This is a genomic window from Psychrobacillus syltrankelensis (assembly GCF_055454035.1).
Genome location: NZ_CM144227.1, coordinates 1,267,934 through 1,284,886 on the forward strand (window position 1 = coordinate 1,267,934; position 16,953 = coordinate 1,284,886).

A 16,953-nucleotide genomic window follows, 5' to 3' on the forward strand; every position below is an offset into this window, starting at 1 on the left:
TCTAAAAAAGACATTCACTTGGTGACGAGTGAATGTCTTTTTATTATTTTAATAATCCTTCTTTCAAATCATTATGCCATTTAGATAGCATTGGAAGATCTGCTTCTGTAATTGTTCCTACCTCTTTTGCTGCATTCGTTAGAGCATCGTAATTCGTTAAGCTTACAAATGAGATGTCCGATTTTTTGAATGACTCTTCAGCTTTGGGAAGTCCGTATGTAAATATGCTCACTACGCCAAGTACTTCTAATCCTTCTTTTTGAAGTGCTTCTACTGCTACTAAACTGCTTCCGCCTGTAGATATTAAATCTTCAATAACAACTACTTTTTGTCCAGCAATAACCTTACCTTCGATTTGATTGCCACGACCATGCTCTTTTGCTTTCGAACGTACATACATCATTGGTAGTTCTAGTACATCACTAACCCATGCGGCATGTGGAATTCCTGCTGTTGCAGTTCCTGCTACGACTTCTGTTCCTGGGTAGTTTTTCTCGATTGCTTCCGCTAAACCATTAGCAATTTCCTTACGAATGGCTGGAGATGACATCGTAATGCGATTATCACAATAGATTGGTGATTTAATACCCGAAGCCCATGTGAAAAGATCATTTGGTTTTAATTCAACCGCTCCTACTTGAAGTAGGGCTTTTGCTATTTTATTTTCTAAAGTCATACGTGTTCCTCCCACATTTTTAAAATATTTTCGTATGCTTGAACTGGATTTTCTGCTTTTGTGATTGCACGACCTACGACAATATGTGATGAGCCTAGTATCCTAGCGTTTACTGGAGTAGCAACTCGGACTTGATCGTGTGCATCTCCTTCTGCTAATCGAATTCCTGGAGTTACACGTAAGAAGTCATTACCACATAATTGAGCAATTTTTTTCGCTTCTAGTACCGAGCAAACAACGCCGTCTAGGCCCGCAATTTTTGCTAAATTTGCATAGTGAATAACGGAGTCTTCAATCGTCTTATGAATAAGTTGTTCTTTTTGCATTTGTTGTTCGGAGGTAGATGTAAGTTGTGTTACAGCAATAATAGAAGGTCTCTTATCACCAGCTGTTGTTCCTGCTTCTAAACCTTCTTGAGCAGCAATCATCATTTCTTTTCCACCAGCTGCATGCACATTTACTAAGTCTGCTCCTAGTCGTGCTAACCCTTTCATCGCTTGACCTACCGTGTTTGGTATATCGTGCAATTTCAAATCAAGAAATACATCATGTCCCATTTCTTTCAATTTATAAACAATGGAAGGGCCTTCTTGCAAATAAAGCTCCATACCGACTTTTACAAATAGGGATTGGTCGAATGGTGATAAAAATTGGAATACATCTTCTGAAGTAGCAAAATCTAATGCGATAATTGGACTGTTTTTCATAATCGATGGCTCCTTCCAACTAAATCTGATACAGTGTTAAATCCAAGTTCATCTAACTTTTTTTGTAGCTGATCAATTAAATTTGGACAAATAAATGGATCAACAAAGTTTGCTGTTCCTACTGCTACTGCACTAGCACCTGCTGAAAGAAAATCAATTACATCATCTATTGTAGAGATTCCGCCCATTCCGATAATTGGAATCGAAACTTGTTTAGCAACATCATATACCATTCGAAGAGCAACGGGTTTAATAGCAGGTCCGGATAATCCGCCTGTAATATTAGCAATTACAGGACGACCTGTTTTCGTGTCTAATCGCATACCAAGTAATGTATTAATCATCGTAATACCATCAGCTCCACCTGCTTCCACTGCTTTTGCTATGTCATTTACGTTCGTAACATTTGGTGATAGCTTTACATAAACAGGAACGGAAGATACTGCCTTAACAGCTCTAGTTAATTCTTCTGCAACTATTGAATCTGTACCAAACGTAATTCCACCTTGCTTCACATTTGGACATGAGATATTTAACTCAAGAGCATGAACATTAGGGGCTTTTGAAATTGCTTCTGCAACAGCAACATAATCTTCCGATAATGTGCCAGCAACATTTGCAATTATTGGTACATCAAATTGCTCTAACCATGGAAGTTCATTTTGCATCACTTTTGAAAGTCCTGGATTTTGTAACCCAATGGCATTTAGCATTCCGGCAGGTGTTTCCGCCACTCGTGGAGTTGGATTTCCTAGTCTTGTCTCGAGCGTTGTTGCTTTAATCATAATCGCTCCAAGCTTAGACAAATCATAAAGTTGAGCATACTCTTTCCCAAATCCAAAGCAACCGGAAGCTGGCATAATTGGGTTTTTCAATGAAAGTCCTGGCAATTCAACCGCTAATCTATTCATATACGAACCACTCCTGACTTGAACACTGGACCATCTGAACACACTTTCACATAATCAGCTTCTGTACTTTCCGTTGTTTCACAAACACATGCAAAGCAAGCACCAATTCCACAACCCATTCGTTGTTCAAAAGATAAATATCCTTCTTTTTCTGGATACATTTTTTCAAGTGCTGTAAGCATTGGTGTTGGACCACAGCTATAATATACAGAGAAATCTTCTTCTAAATTTTCTAACACATTTGTAACAAATCCTGCATGACCATAACTGCCATCTGCTGTTACAATAAACGTTTCACCTAGTTCATTAAATTGCTTTTCGTAAAAGACAACATCTTTCGATTGAAAGCCAAGAACGTGAATTGGCTTTACTCCTTTTTCTACTAGTCTCTTAGAAAGTTCATACAATGGTGGTACTCCAATTCCCCCCCCAACGAGAAGAGCTTTTTGACCTGATTCTACATTATCAGTAGGAAAACCTTTACCAAGAGGTCCAAGTACATCTACTTGGGCCCCTTGTTTTTTTTCAGATAGGAGAGTTGTTCCTCTTCCATCTGCACGGTAAATCATTGTGAATTCCAATGTTTCTTTATTAATAGAGGAAATACTAATTGGTCTTCTTAGTAAAGGTTCCATTTGATCAGACACACGTATGTGGACAAATTGTCCTGGCTGGTTCATATCGATTACATGCTGTCCATTTAATGTTAGTTCAAAAATGTTCGTAGCAATTTCACTCTGTTTCACGACTTGCATTTGTCCTTGTCTAATCATGCACGAACCTCCTGATGTTTCATCGTCTCTGTAGAAAATGTCATGGATTCAATCACTCGTAGCATCGCCTCAGCAGTATCTAAAGAAGTTAAACATGGAATGCCATTCTCCACAGATTCTCTTCTGATACGGAATCCGTCACGTTCTGGCTGCATGCCTTTTGTTAGAGTATTAATAACAAATTGTGCATTTCCCTTTTGAATAACATCTAACAAGGTAGTTCCTTTAGACCCAATTTTATCAACGACATCAACTGGGATACCAGCTTTTTGTATAGCTTCTGCCGTTCCTTGTGTAGCAATGATGCGGAAGCCAATGTTATTGAATCGCTTCGCTATCTCCGTTGCTTCTTCCTTATCTTTATCTGAAATAGTCATTAAAACGGAACCATGATCTTTAATTTCCATTCCTGCAGCTACTAGACCTTTATATAATGCTTTTTCTAAGGTAATATCTTTCCCCATTACTTCCCCAGTAGATTTCATTTCTGGTCCAAGCGTAATATCTACTCTGCGTAATTTTGCAAAACTGAAGACAGGAACTTTTACATATACGCCTGGACTATTTGGAGCAAGTCCTGGTGTGTATCCTTGTTCTATGATCGATTGCCCTAATACTGCTTTTGTTGCGATATTCGCCATTGGGATCGATGTAATTTTACTTAAAAATGGTACTGTACGACTTGAGCGTGGATTTACTTCGATTACATATACTTCATCTTTTGATATGACATATTGGATATTCATCAACCCAACAATTTTTAAACCTTTCGCGAGACGAGTAGTGTAGTCCACTAGTGTACCAATATGTTTTTGTGATAATTTTTGTGGTGGATATACTGCGATTGAGTCACCAGAGTGTACTCCTGCTCGTTCAATATGCTCCATAATACCTGGTATTAAAACATTCTCCCCATCACAAATTGCATCAACTTCCACTTCTGTTCCAGTTAAGTAACGGTCGATTAGCACGGGTTTTTCAGGGCTTGCTTCTACTGCATGTTCCATATAATGTTTAATTTCATGCTCGGTATAGACGATTTGCATTGCACGACCGCCAAGTACGTAAGATGGTCTTACTAATACTGGGTATCCTATTTCTTCGGCTATCACTACTGCTTCTTCTACTGAAACTGCTGTTTTTCCAAGTGGTTGAGGTATACCTATATCGTGAAGAGCAGCTTCAAACTTGTTACGATTTTCAGCACGGTCTATATCTTCTAGAGTAGTACCTAAAATTTTAACTCCTCTTTCTTCTAGCGCTTCCGCTAGATTAATAGCAGTTTGTCCACCAAACTGGACAACTACCCCTTTTGGCTGCTCCAGATCAATAATATGCATAACATCTTCTATAGTTAATGGTTCGAAGTATAATTTGTCAGAGATAGAGAAATCTGTTGAAACTGTCTCTGGGTTATTATTGATAATAATTGCTTCATATCCTGCTTCTTTAATCGCCCAAACGGAGTGTACAGTTGCATAGTCAAATTCCACCCCTTGGCCAATACGAATTGGACCAGAACCTAATACGATGACACTTTCTTTATCTGTTCGGATAGATTCATTTTCTTCTTCATATGTTCCATAAAAATAAGGAGTTTCCGATTCAAACTCTCCTGCACATGTATCTACCATTTTGTACACTGGTACGATTCCGTGTTCCTTCTTAAAATTATATACGTCGATTTCTTTTACATCCCAATATTTTGCAATTGTTTTGTCCGCAAAGCCCATACGTTTTGCTTTGTATAATACATCCCGATCAAATGAATTTGATTGGATTACTTTCTCGAATTGAACGATGTTTTGAAGTTTGTTTAAGAAAAATACATCTATTTGACTCCATTCGTGAATTTGCTCCACTGATACTCCGCGTCGAAGTGCTTCTCCTATGAAGAATAAACGCTCATCTCCTGCACGACAAATACGCTTTTTCATCCATTCATCTGTTATAGACTCACTGTTTTTCATTTCTAAATGGAAATGTCCAGTTTCAAGCGATCGCACTGATTTCAGTATAGCTTCTTCGAATGTTCTTCCTAAAGACATTACCTCACCGGTTGCTTTCATTTGAGTGCCTAGATTACGTTTGGCAGATTCAAATTTATCAAATGGCCATCTCGGAATTTTAGCAACAATGTAGTCTAGCGCTGGCTCAAAGCATGCATAGGTTTTTTCTGTTACAGGGTTCATCATTTCATCTAACGTTAAACCTACTGCTATTTTCGCTGCAAGTTTAGCAATTGGATAACCAGTTGCTTTGGATGCTAGCGCTGAAGATCGGCTTACACGTGGGTTAACTTCGATAATATAATAGTTGAAACTAAGTGGATCGAGTGCTAATTGCACATTACAACCGCCTTCAATTTTTAACGCTCGAATTATTTTAAGAGAAACATTTCGAAGCATTTGGTTTTCACGATCAGATAATGTTTGAGTCGGTGCAACAACTATAGAGTCTCCAGTATGAATACCAACAGCATCAACGTTTTCCATATTACATACTACAATTGCATTATCTGCAGAGTCCCTCATTACTTCATATTCAATTTCCTTATAACCTGCAATGGATTTTTCAAGTAGGCATTGTGTAACCGGGCTATATTTTAAACCACTCGTGACGATTTCTACTAAGTCTGCATCGTTATGGCAGATTCCACCACCAGTTCCCCCTAATGTAAAGGCAGGACGCACAATAACTGGGTAACCAATTTTCTCAACAAATACTTTTGCTTCATCCAAATTATGAATGATGTCACTTTCCGGAACGGGTTCATTTAATTCATTCATTAATGTTCGGAATAAATCACGGTCCTCTGCTTTATGAATTGCTTCTAGTTTCGTACCTAAAATTTCGATTCCTAATTCATCTAATATACCTGATTCATCAAGTGCAATCGCCATATTCAAGCCGGTTTGACCACCTAGAGTTGGTAGAATGGCATCTGGACGTTCTTTTCGAATAATCTTACTCACAAATGGTAGTGTGATTGGTTCAATATATACCTTATCTGCGATCTCAGTATCAGTCATAATCGTTGCAGGATTAGAGTTCACAAGAATAACACGATATCCTTCTTCTCTTAGTGAAATACAAGCTTGCGTACCAGCATAATCAAATTCAGCAGCTTGACCTATGATAATCGGACCAGATCCAATTACTAATATTGTTTCTATATCTTTACGTTTAGGCATGTGAATTCTCCTTTTTGCTCTCTAGTATCATTAATTCGATAAACTGATCAAATAAGTGTGTAGAATCTTCCGGACCCGAGGATCCTTCTGGGTGGAACTGGACACAAAATACAGGGAATTTCTTATGTCGTACTCCTTCCACAGTACCGTCATTTAAAGCAATATGTGTAATTTCCAAGTCTGTATTTGCAATGGAATCTGCATCAATTGCATATCCATGGTTTTGAGAAGTTAGTTCTGTTCTTCCAGTAGTTAAATCCTTCACTGGGTGATTTCCTCCACGATGTCCAAACTTCAGCTTAAAAGATTTGGCGCCACTTGCTAGTGAAATAAGTTGATGACCAAGACATACCCCAAAAATTGGAACCTTCCCAATTATTCCTTTGACCATTTCGACTACTTCTGGGATATCTGTTGGATCTCCTGGTCCGTTTGAAAGCATTACACCATCTGGTGCCATTCCTAAAATATCTTTTGCAGATGTATTATAAGGAACGACGATAATATCGCAATCACGCTTATTTAATTCTCTTAAAATACCGTGCTTCATACCAAAGTCTACAAGTACAACTCTTTTACCGCGCCCAGGGCTTGGATATGGACGAGTGATGGAAACCTGTTCAACTACGTTTTTTGCAATTTCGGTAGCTTTCAATGTTTCGATTTCTTTATCCAAGTTCACTTCTTCTCCTGCTTTTGTTAGTAGACCTTTTAAAGATCCGTGTTTGCGAATAATACGTGTTAACTTTCTAGTATCAATTCCTTCAATTCCAGGAACATTTTTTGCTTCTAAAAATTCACTTAGTGTGCTAGTACTTCTAAAATTAGAAGGTTGATCCGCAAGCTCTCTAACAACTACTCCAGATAGACCAATTTGAATTGCTTCAAAATCATCAGGATTCACCCCATAGTTACCCACCATTGGATACGTAAAAGTTAATATTTGACCACAGTTGGATGGGTCCGAGATTGATTCTTGATAGCCGGTCATTGCGGTAGTGAAGATGACCTCACCGATTGTTCCTTCTTCACTTCCAAATGCATTACCTTTAAATACAGTGCCGTCTTCTAATATTAAATATCTCGTTTTCATGCTTTTTCCTCCTGCCATACGATTTCTCCGTTAAAAATGGTAACTTGCGGCCAGCCTGAGCAAACCCAACCGTTAAATGGTGTGTTTTTACCTTTTGATAAAAATGCTCCTTTTTCGATTGCTTTTTCTTTTTCTAAGTCAATTAAAACTAAATCTGCTGGTGCTCCAACTTCTAATTTTCCAAATTCAAACCCGAAAACATTAGAAGGTTTAGTAGTTAAATATTCTAAAAGTTGTTTTAAAGTCCACTCTCCACTTTTCACGAAATGAGTATATAAAAGTGGGAACGCTGTCTCCAAACCGACAATTCCAAATGGCGCCTTTTCAAATCCTGGTGCTTTTTCTTCCTCTGTATGTGGCGCATGATCCGTTGCAATGAAATCTAAAGTTCCGTCTAATAAACCTTCCCGTAAAGCAAGCATATCCTCTTTTCCTCTGAGCGGAGGATTCATTTTCCAGTCTGCATCATTGGATGGTATATCGTCTTCACAAAGTAATAAGTGATGAGGACTTACCTCTGCTGTTACATGTATTCCTGCTTTTTTTGCATCTCGTATTACACGGACAGATTCTTTCGTACTAACATGACAAACATGGTAATGAGCTCCAGTAGCTTCCGCGAGTAAAATATCCCTTGCAATATGTACTGACTCTGAAACAGAAGGGATACCTTTTAACCCAAGCTCCTCGTTTCGTTTTCCCTTATGCACTACACCACCGTAAATTAGCGTATTATCTTCACAATGTGCAACAACTGGTATACTAAATTTTGCTGCTTCCTCCATTGCTTCTAACATCGTCCCAGCAGCTTGTACTCCTACCCCATCATCTGTTAGAGCAAAAGCCCCTAACTGTTTAAGTGCTTCAATGTCTGTTCTTTCTTTTCCAGCTTGGCGAATTGTAATCGATGCGTATGGTAAAACTCGAATAAGTGCATTTTTTTCAACTAAATCTAACACATGGGAGAAGTTTTCAACTGTATCTGGTACCGGTCTTGTATTTGGCATTGCACAGATTGTCGTATAACCGCCTTTTGCTGCTGCCCATGTTCCAGTTTCAATTGTTTCTTTATGTTCGCCACCTGGCTCACGTAAATGTACATGCACATCGATAAACCCTGGAGATAGTAGCATTCTCCCTCCGTCAATAACGTCTGCTCCATCTATGGATGCATTCGCTTCGATTTTAGTAATTTTACCTTCTTGTATGACAACGGAAGTAATCTCAAATTCTCCTTTATTGTTAACTATTTGAACGTTATGAATAATTTTTGTCATTCTATTCTCTCCCTTTCAAAATCATTTCAATGATTGCCATACGAATGTAAACGCCATTTTCCATTTGCTTAAGAATTCTAGAACGATCGCATTCTATTAATTCGCTAGCAATTTCAACGTCTCTATTAAAAGGACCTGGATGCATGATAATAGCATTTACCTTCATTCTTTTTTCTCTTTCTTCGGTTAATCCAAAGGTCGTGTGATATTCTGCCTTCGAGAAGTTAGATATTCCATGATGTCTTTCATGTTGAACTCTTAACATCATAATGACATCACTCGTATTAATTACTTCATCAAAGTCGTTTTTTGCTTCAAACTCACCTTGCCATTTAGGAGGACATACAAAATGTACTTTCGCTCCAAGTCTTGTAAGTGCGTCAGCGTTGGATCTAGCAACACGACTATGTCCAATATCGCCAACAATACTTATTACTATGTTTTCTAACGTTCCAAACTCTTGCCATATTGTATAAATATCAAGTAGGCTTTGAGTTGGATGATTTCCTGTTCCGTCACCGCCATTAATGATGGCTGGTTTTACTTTTCCAATCAGTGATTCAAAATAATTATTTTGTTCATGTCTTATTACTAATGCATCTATTCCGATTGATTCTAAAACTTTTACGGTGTCATATAGTGTTTCGCCTTTTAATGTACTTGAAAATCCTGATTCGAAGGGGAGTACATTTAAATTTAACTTTCTTTCTGCCATTTCAAAGCTCATTTTCGTTCGTGTGCTAGGTTCAAAAAACATATTCGCCATTGTATAATTTTGTTTTAATTGCGAACTCGCACCTTCTTGGAATAATTGTGCTTGTTTTAAAATAGCCATTATTTGTTCTACAGATAAATTTTTCATTGATACTAAGTTTTTCATCTATATCCCCCTCTTTCAGCAAAAAAATGGACCTTATCGATAAGTCTCGAAAAGGTCCGTTTTTTGCATGCACAAGTAAAGGTTACTTTTCTAAGTACCATTACTCATCTAGCCGAACCTTTCGTTGACTCTCTGGACAACTATTTAAAAGGTCATTTATTCAATTTGATCCATACCTGCTATTTGTTCATCTTTTCTACCTGGTAATACTAAGTTTAATATAACCCCAATGATCGCGGCTAAAGCCATTCCCTCGATACTTAATGATTCAGAAACAACAAACTTTGCTCCTCCGATTCCGATTACTAAGATGACGGATGCAATAACTAGATTTCGACTATTTCCAAAGTCTACATTCGCTTCCACTAACATGCGTAAACCACTTGCTGCGATTATTCCAAATAGCAAAATGGATACTCCACCAAGAACTGCTGTTGGAATCGTGGCAATGACAGCCATAGCCTTTCCAAAGAACGATAATAAAATAGCTATCACTGCTGCACCCATAATGACATACACACTATAAACACGTGTAATCGCAAGCACACCTATATTTTCCCCGTATGTCGTTTTCGGCGGACCACCGAGCAATGAACTTACTAATGTACCTAGGCCATCACCGAGTAATGATCTATGTAACCCAGGTTCTTTAATATAATCACGATTAACCACTTTACCTAAGACAAGCTGATGACCAATATGCTCTGAAATCGTTACGATGACAATTGGCACCATAACCAGTAGAATTTTAGGAGTAACTATAAATTCATAATGTATACCAGGTATCAAGAAATCTGGTAATGCGAACATTTTTGCTTCTCTAATGGGTTCAAAATTAACAATCCCAATTATAATGGAGTAAATATATCCAACTACTAAACCGATTAAAATCGGCATAGTACTTAATATATTTTTAAAATAAATTGTACAAAAAATTGCTGTAAACAATGTTACAAGAGCCGCTGAAAAATGTAAGAAACTATATTCTTTTAAATCTGTACCTTCAATGGGAATGTTCATTGCCATATCAACCGCTACACCTGCAAGACCTAGACCAATTACCATAATTACCGGTCCCACCACGATAGCAGGCAGTAACTTCATAATCCACTTGTAACCACTCTTCCAAATTATAAGGGATACAATACCGTATACTAACCCGACGAACATTGCACCGATCATTGCATTTCCTGGATCAGTCTTACCATTCGTCGCAATAATAATCGGTGTGATAAATGCGAATGATGAACCTAAATATGCTGGAACTTGAAATTTAGTTACTATTAAGAAGATTATTGTTGCTATACCGCTTGTTAGTAAAGCAATTGCAGGACTTAATCCAACGAGCTGTGGTACTAATATTGTCGAGCCGAACATGGCGAACATATGTTGAAAACTTAACGTGATCAGTTGTCCACCTGATGGCTTTTCATTAACATCTAAAACTGTATTTGACATGGATTATACCTACCTTCTCCAAAAGACTTCTTATTCAAAAATTGTTACTGCGTCCATTTCATCTATTTCTATTACTTTTACAACAATACGTTCATTGCTAGATGTTGGAATATTTTTTCCAACATAATCTGCTCTTATCGGCAACTCTCGGTGTCCTCTGTCTATTAAAACAGCAAGTTGAATTTGAGCTGGCCTTCCTAAATCCATAACAGCATCCATAGCTGCGCGAACCGTTCTCCCCGTGTATAACACATCATCTACTAAAATAACTTTTTTATTTGTTACATCATGCGTAATATCTACTTGTTGAACGAGTGGCTCATTTGAATCATTTTTTAGAGATAAATCATCTCTATATAGCGTAATATCAAGTTCTCCCGTTTTAATAGCTTTACCTTCTATAATTTCAATTTTCTTCGCTAATCTCTCTGCTAAAAAAGCACCTCTAGTTTTTATACCAACTAAAATACATTCCTCAATTCCTTTATTACGTTCAATTATTTCATGTGCAATTCGTGTTAGTGCTCTATTAATTGATTGTTCATCTAAAATACTAGCTTTCTCCGCCATTGTTCTCCTCCTATATTGACAAAATAAAAAACCTCTCGAGCAGAGATGCCCAAGAGGTTGTATGTGCGCAATAAATTATAGTAATTACACAATAAAATCCGCAGACCTATAGTGTTAATCACTTTCACATGTACCTTCTCAGCCTCTCTGGACCGTTATTAAAGGTGAAACTATTCACTTGAAATTAGTATAAAGCATTAATCTTCTTTAATCAATGATTGTTTTCTTAAATCTTGTATTAAATTTGAGAAATCCTCTGGAATTGGATAAGAAAACTCTAAATATTCGCCAGTTTTAGGTTGAATAAATCCTAGTAAGCCAGCATGTAAAACTTGACCATTAAAATCGATTGTCTTCTTAGGTCCATACTTTGGATCTCCTGCTAGAGGATAACCAATATACTTCATATGCACACGAATTTGATGTGTTCTTCCAGTTTCTAATTGGCACTCGACCAATGTAAATTTATCAAAACGTTCTAATACTCGAAAATGTGTAACAGCATGTTTACCGTTGTCTACTACTGCCATACTTTGTCGTTCCTTTTTATCTCGACCTATAGGAGCATCAATTGTCCCTTTATCATGGGGAATACGACCATGTACGAGTGCAATATATTTACGGGTAACTGTTTTCTTCACTAATTGATCAACTAATGAAACATGAGCTATGTCATTTTTCGCAACCATTAATAATCCGGTTGTATCTTTATCAATCCTGTGTACAATCCCAGGACGCATAACTCCATTGATACCTGATAAATCTTTTATTTGATACATTAGGCCATTCACAAGCGTTCCACTAATATGTCCTGGTGCTGGATGAACAACCATTCCACGTGGCTTATAAACGACAAGCACATCTTCATCTTCATACACAATTTCTAAATTTAAGTTTTCAGCAACAATATCAAGCTCAATTGCTTCAGGAGGAGCAACAACAATAACGTCGCCTACCTTCACTTTATAATTTGATTTGGCTACTTCGTTATTTACGAGTACATGTCCTTCTTTTATAAAGTTTTGAATCTGTGTACGTGACCATTCTGTTTCATAAGATGCAATCGCTTTATCAATACGCTCTTTTGCTTGTTCTTTTTCTATTATAAATGTAAATTCTTCCATTACTTCACCTTTTTCTTTCCAGCTCGTTCTTCTTTTAAAATGAATAATATGATAATTACAACACCTATTGTTAATGATGCATCAGCAATATTAAAAATAGGGAAATCATAATTAATAATTGGTATTAACACATGGACGAAATCAACTACTTCGTTTCTCCAAATACGATCGATAAAATTCCCAATCGCTCCACCTAATAACAACATTAAACCAACTTGAAACATTGGCTTTCCTTTAGCTTCTTTATGAAAATAATAAATGATTGCAATAATTACGATAATCGTAATTATTGTAAATAAACCCATTTGTCCTTGTAACATTCCCCATGCGGCACCACGATTTCGATGAGAAAGTAATTCAAAATAAGGATCTAATATAGAGATTCGTTCTCCATAAACCATATTTTTTACAATGAGCCATTTTGTCCACTGATCAAGCGCTATAACAAATGCAGCAAGTCCATAAAATTTCCACACAATAGTTCCCCCGATTTAACATAATCTAAACTAGTTTACCACATATAGTAACCACAAGTAAAAAAGCAACATAAAATTCATCCTAAATTAGAAAAGCACAAGCGCCCTTTAAGTGCATCTTGTCTTCTCTATATCTAGAGTGCTTTGGACTAACCCTCCGCTACACTATGACCGTAGTAATTTGGCTCGTGAAGTGACTGCGTCACTTCACGAGCCATTTTTTCGGTAATCTTGTGGCGGATGTTTGTCCCTCACCATCTTGGAATTTGTGAAGACATGGTGCTTTTGGTTTGGATAATGAAAGATAATATCCTAACCATTCAAAAACAAACTAATTTATATTTACTTTGGACAGTGAAATGAAAGGCATTACTTTTAAGCACCTATAAAACCTATTTCCACCTAAAAAGTCGTTATAAGCACCTAACCTGGGCCCATCAGCACCTAAAGTAAGTACATAAGCACCTATAAAACCTGTCTCCACCTAAAATAGTCGTTATAAGCACCTAACCAGGTTCTATCAGCACCTAAAGTAAGCCCATAAGCACCTATAAAACCTGTCTCCACCTAAAAAGTCGTTATAAGCACCTAACCAGGTTCTATCAGCACCTAAAGTAAGCCCATAAGCACCTATAAAACCTATCTCCACCTAAAAAGTCGTTATAAGCACCTAAAGTAAGTCCATAAGCGCCTAACAATTTTATCTTCACTTAAAAAGCGTTTATAGAACCAGTTTATTATTTCGACATGTCTTTTATTATTGAACTTTTTATTTAGCGACTCCTAGGGGATTAGCAAGCAAATCAAGAACCTGGCTGTTGCGTAGCGAAATTAATTTCTGTGACGAGTAACTGCAGGAGCTACGAAAGTGCCTCGGTTCTTTCCCTCTAATGAAGCGTCCGCATGCAGCGGAAATCAACCTGTTTTTTTCATGAAAATTCATATACTTTATTGAACAAAAAATGTGGTCCTACTAAATTCGGACCACATTCATTACATTAGATATAATGTTTTTCTATTACATCCGCACAACGAGTACATAATGTTGGATGTTTTTCATTCGCTCCAACTGTTTCAGAAATTGTCCAGCAACGCTCACATTTCTCTCCGTTAGCTTTTTCAATTAATACTGATGCATTTTCAAGAGCTAAACAATTTTCAGGTGCATCTTGTTTAACACCACCAAGTGTAAATTGAGATACAATGAATAATTGAGCAAAATCAATTGTATCTGTGTCAAACAACGGCTTAAATTCATCTTTTACAAACAACGTTACTTTCGCTTCTAAAGATTTACCGATTGTTTTAGCATTTCGGGCTTCCTCAAGTGCTTTCAACACATCATCGCGTAATTCCATTATTTTATCCCATTTCGCAGCTAATGCATCGAATTCTGGATATTCAACAACTTCTGGCATATCTGTCAATTGAATGCTTTCTTCCGTTTCATTATCTAAATAAGCCCATAGTTCATCTGTTGTATGAGGTAAAATTGGCGTCATTAGTTTCAATAAAGCGAGAAGTGTATCATACATTACCGTTTGCATTGCACGACGATCTGTATGATCTTGACCATAAATATAGACAACGTCTTTTGCAATATCTAAATAGAATGAACTTAACTCGCTTGATACAAAGTTATTAACTGTATGATAAACGCTCGCAAAATCATAACGCTCATATGCTGCTTCTACTGTTTTAATAACTTCTTGTAATTTCATGTATAAATATTGATCTACTTCACGAAGATCTTTAAATTCTACACGGTCATTAACAGGATGGAAATCACTAACATTACCGTGTAAGAATCGGAATGTATTACGAATTTTACGATAAACTTCCGATACTTGTTTAAATATAGCATCTGATACACGAACGTCAGCAGTATAATCTACAGAAGCAACCCATAATCGAACGATATCTGCTCCAAGTTGGTTGATCACTTTGGCAGGTACGATTACGTTTCCAAGTGATTTACTCATTTTACGTCCATTTCCATCTAACGTAAATCCATGGCTTAATAAACCTTTGTACGGAGCATGCCCAAACATTGCAGTGCTTGTGATTAAAGAAGAGTTAAACCAACCACGATATTGGTCAGATCCTTCTAAATACAAATCTGCTGGGAAAACTAAATCATCACGTTCTTCTAACACACCTTGATGTGTTGAACCAGAATCAAACCAAACGTCCATAATATCAGTTTCCTTCGTAAAGATACCATTCGGACTTCTAGGATGTGTAAATCCTTCTGGTAATAATTCTTTTGCTTCTTTTTGGAACCAAATATTAGAGCCATGTTCACGGAATAACTTTGATACATGAGAAATTGTTTCTTCTGTCAGGATTGGTTCCCCATCCTCCGCGTAAAATACTGGAATAGGAACTCCCCATACACGCTGACGAGAAATACACCAGTCTCCACGATCGCGAATCATGTTATAAAGTCTAGTCTCACCCCAAGCAGGTGTGAAGGATGTATCACGGATTGCTTGTAATAACTCATCTCTAAATGATTCAATTGATGCAAACCATTGTGCAGTTGCACGATAAATAACTGGTTTTTTTGTACGCCAATCATGAGGATATGAATGTGTAAAGAATGTAAGTTTTTCAAGAGCCCCTACTTCATCAAGTGCTTCAGTGATTGCTTTGTTTGCTGTATCATAGAATAATCCTTCGAATCCTGGTGCTTCTGAAGTCATAACACCACGATCATCTACTGGACATAGTACATCTAGTCCATAAGCTTTACCAACGTAGAAGTCATCTTCCCCATGTCCAGGAGCTGTGTGAACACATCCTGTCCCTGATTCAGTTGTAACATGCTCTCCAAGTATTACAAGCGAATCTCGATCATATAAAGGATGTTTGGCAACAAGTCGATCCATATCTTTCCCGACTACAGTACGTTCTATCGAATATTCTTCCCAACCAAGCTCTGTAGCTACAGATTCTACTAAATCTTTTGCCACCACAAATTTAGAATCTTTTGCACTAACTACAGCATATTCTACTGCTGGATGCAATGAGATAGCCAAGTTAGCTGGAATTGTCCAAGGAGTTGTCGTCCAAATAATAATTTTAGTACCCTCTTCAAGAACACCTTTTCCCTCTGTTATAGCAAAGCTAACATAGATAGATGGTGACTTTTTGTCTTGGTACTCAATTTCTGCTTCCGCTAGTGCAGATTCACTTGAAGGTGACCAATAAACCGGTTTTAGACCTTTATATATATATCCTTTTTTCGCCATTGCACCGAAAACCTCGATTTGACGAGATTCAAAAGCTGGAGTAAGGGTTACATATGGATTCTCCCAATCTCCTCGCACTCCTAGACGCTTAAATTGAGAGCGTTGGTTATTAATTTGTTCATACGCATATTCTTCACAAAGCTTTCTGAACTCTGCTAAAGACATTTCTTTGCGCTTTACTCCTTTATTAGTAAGTGCTTGTTCAATTGGTAAACCATGTGTATCCCAGCCAGGAACATAAGGGGCATTGAAACCACTCATTGATTTATAACGAACAATCATATCTTTTAATACTTTGTTTAGTGCGTGTCCCATGTGCAGATCACCGTTTGCATAGGGAGGGCCATCATGTAATACGAAGAATGGACGACCTGCTGTTCTTTCCTGTACTTTTCTATATATGTCCATTTCATTCCATTTTTCTTGAACATCTAATTCTTTCACTGGTAAATTTCCACGCATTGGGAAATCTGTTTTTGGCATTAATAACGTGTCTTTGTACTCCATTTAATAATTCCTCCTTAATTTAATCAAAATCGCCTTGGTTTCTTGCTTCCGAG

General features: G+C 37.3%; 13 protein-coding genes. All 13 read right to left on the reverse strand.

Going from position 1 to position 16,953, the window contains the following annotated elements; translation table 11 throughout:
• Positions 1-43: 43 nt before the first annotated feature.
• On the reverse strand, positions 44-676 hold the full coding sequence (pyrE, locus tag ACTSKG_RS06440) for an orotate phosphoribosyltransferase (RefSeq protein ID WP_464757310.1): 633 nt from the start codon (positions 674-676) through the stop codon (positions 44-46).
• Positions 673-1,383: an orotidine-5'-phosphate decarboxylase gene (gene pyrF / locus ACTSKG_RS06445; protein ID WP_464757311.1), complete on the reverse strand. Its 711-nt coding sequence runs from the start codon at positions 1,381-1,383 to the stop codon at positions 673-675. Before pyrF ends, pyrE begins: the two co-directional genes overlap by 4 nt.
• Entirely contained in the window at positions 1,380-2,294 is a 915-nt protein-coding gene (locus tag ACTSKG_RS06450; protein ID WP_464757312.1) for a dihydroorotate dehydrogenase, read from the reverse strand. The genes pyrF and ACTSKG_RS06450 overlap by 4 nt, the downstream gene beginning before the upstream one ends.
• Complete coding sequence (locus tag ACTSKG_RS06455; protein ID WP_464757313.1) at positions 2,291-3,067, reverse strand: dihydroorotate dehydrogenase electron transfer subunit; 777 nt, start codon at positions 3,065-3,067, stop codon at positions 2,291-2,293. Before ACTSKG_RS06455 ends, ACTSKG_RS06450 begins: the two co-directional genes overlap by 4 nt.
• Positions 3,064-6,261: a carbamoyl-phosphate synthase large subunit gene (gene carB, locus ACTSKG_RS06460; protein ID WP_464757314.1), complete on the reverse strand. Its 3,198-nt coding sequence runs from the start codon at positions 6,259-6,261 to the stop codon at positions 3,064-3,066. The genes ACTSKG_RS06455 and carB overlap by 4 nt, the downstream gene beginning before the upstream one ends.
• Positions 6,254-7,354, reverse strand: coding sequence for a carbamoyl phosphate synthase small subunit (locus ACTSKG_RS06465; protein WP_464757315.1), 1,101 nt, complete (start codon positions 7,352-7,354; stop codon positions 6,254-6,256). The genes carB and ACTSKG_RS06465 overlap by 8 nt, the downstream gene beginning before the upstream one ends.
• A complete protein-coding gene (locus ACTSKG_RS06470) occupies positions 7,351-8,631 on the reverse strand; it encodes a dihydroorotase (protein ID WP_464757316.1) in 1,281 nt (426 codons plus the stop codon). The genes ACTSKG_RS06465 and ACTSKG_RS06470 overlap by 4 nt, the downstream gene beginning before the upstream one ends.
• Before the next feature lies 1 nt (position 8,632).
• Positions 8,633-9,511 carry an aspartate carbamoyltransferase catalytic subunit gene (locus ACTSKG_RS06475; protein WP_464757317.1) on the reverse strand — a complete coding sequence of 293 codons (879 nt, stop codon included), beginning with the start codon at positions 9,509-9,511 and terminating at the stop codon, positions 8,633-8,635.
• A gap of 156 nt (positions 9,512-9,667) precedes the next feature.
• Positions 9,668-10,969 (reverse strand): solute carrier family 23 protein, encoded by a 1,302-nt coding sequence (locus ACTSKG_RS06480; protein ID WP_464757318.1) that lies wholly within the window; start codon positions 10,967-10,969, stop codon positions 9,668-9,670.
• Positions 10,970-10,999: 30 nt separating this feature from the next.
• Entirely contained in the window at positions 11,000-11,539 is a 540-nt protein-coding gene (gene pyrR, locus ACTSKG_RS06485) for a bifunctional pyr operon transcriptional regulator/uracil phosphoribosyltransferase PyrR (RefSeq protein WP_464757319.1), read from the reverse strand.
• 197 nt (positions 11,540-11,736) lie between these two features.
• A complete protein-coding gene (locus ACTSKG_RS06490) occupies positions 11,737-12,663 on the reverse strand; it encodes an RluA family pseudouridine synthase (protein ID WP_464757320.1) in 927 nt (308 codons plus the stop codon).
• A complete protein-coding gene (lspA, locus tag ACTSKG_RS06495; protein ID WP_464757321.1) occupies positions 12,663-13,139 on the reverse strand; it encodes a signal peptidase II in 477 nt (158 codons plus the stop codon). The genes ACTSKG_RS06490 and lspA overlap by 1 nt, the downstream gene beginning before the upstream one ends.
• A gap of 998 nt (positions 13,140-14,137) precedes the next feature.
• Positions 14,138-16,900, reverse strand: a complete 2,763-nt coding sequence (gene ileS, locus ACTSKG_RS06500) for an isoleucine--tRNA ligase (RefSeq protein WP_464757322.1) — start codon at positions 16,898-16,900, stop codon at positions 14,138-14,140.
• Positions 16,901-16,953: the final 53 nt, after the last annotated feature.

Bases quoted from the DNA above. Each gene is read 5' to 3' on its own strand.
- pyrE (WP_464757310.1), bottom strand. From the start codon at position 676: ATGACTTTAGAAAATAAAATAGCAAAAGCCCTACTTCAAGTAGGAGCG.
- pyrF (WP_464757311.1), bottom strand. From the start codon at position 1,383: ATGAAAAACAGTCCAATTATCGCATTAGATTTTGCTACTTCAGAAGAT.
- ACTSKG_RS06450 (WP_464757312.1), bottom strand. From the start codon at position 2,294: ATGAATAGATTAGCGGTTGAATTGCCAGGACTTTCATTGAAAAACCCA.
- ACTSKG_RS06455 (WP_464757313.1), bottom strand. From the start codon at position 3,067: ATGATTAGACAAGGACAAATGCAAGTCGTGAAACAGAGTGAAATTGCT.
- carB (WP_464757314.1), bottom strand. From the start codon at position 6,261: ATGCCTAAACGTAAAGATATAGAAACAATATTAGTAATTGGATCTGGT.
- ACTSKG_RS06465 (WP_464757315.1), bottom strand. From the start codon at position 7,354: ATGAAAACGAGATATTTAATATTAGAAGACGGCACTGTATTTAAAGGT.
- ACTSKG_RS06470 (WP_464757316.1), bottom strand. From the start codon at position 8,631: ATGACAAAAATTATTCATAACGTTCAAATAGTTAACAATAAAGGAGAA.
- ACTSKG_RS06475 (WP_464757317.1), bottom strand. From the start codon at position 9,511: ATGAAAAACTTAGTATCAATGAAAAATTTATCTGTAGAACAAATAATG.
- ACTSKG_RS06480 (WP_464757318.1), bottom strand. From the start codon at position 10,969: ATGTCAAATACAGTTTTAGATGTTAATGAAAAGCCATCAGGTGGACAA.
- pyrR (WP_464757319.1), bottom strand. From the start codon at position 11,539: ATGGCGGAGAAAGCTAGTATTTTAGATGAACAATCAATTAATAGAGCA.
- ACTSKG_RS06490 (WP_464757320.1), bottom strand. From the start codon at position 12,663: ATGGAAGAATTTACATTTATAATAGAAAAAGAACAAGCAAAAGAGCGT.
- ileS (WP_464757322.1), bottom strand. From the start codon at position 16,900: ATGGAGTACAAAGACACGTTATTAATGCCAAAAACAGATTTCCCAATG.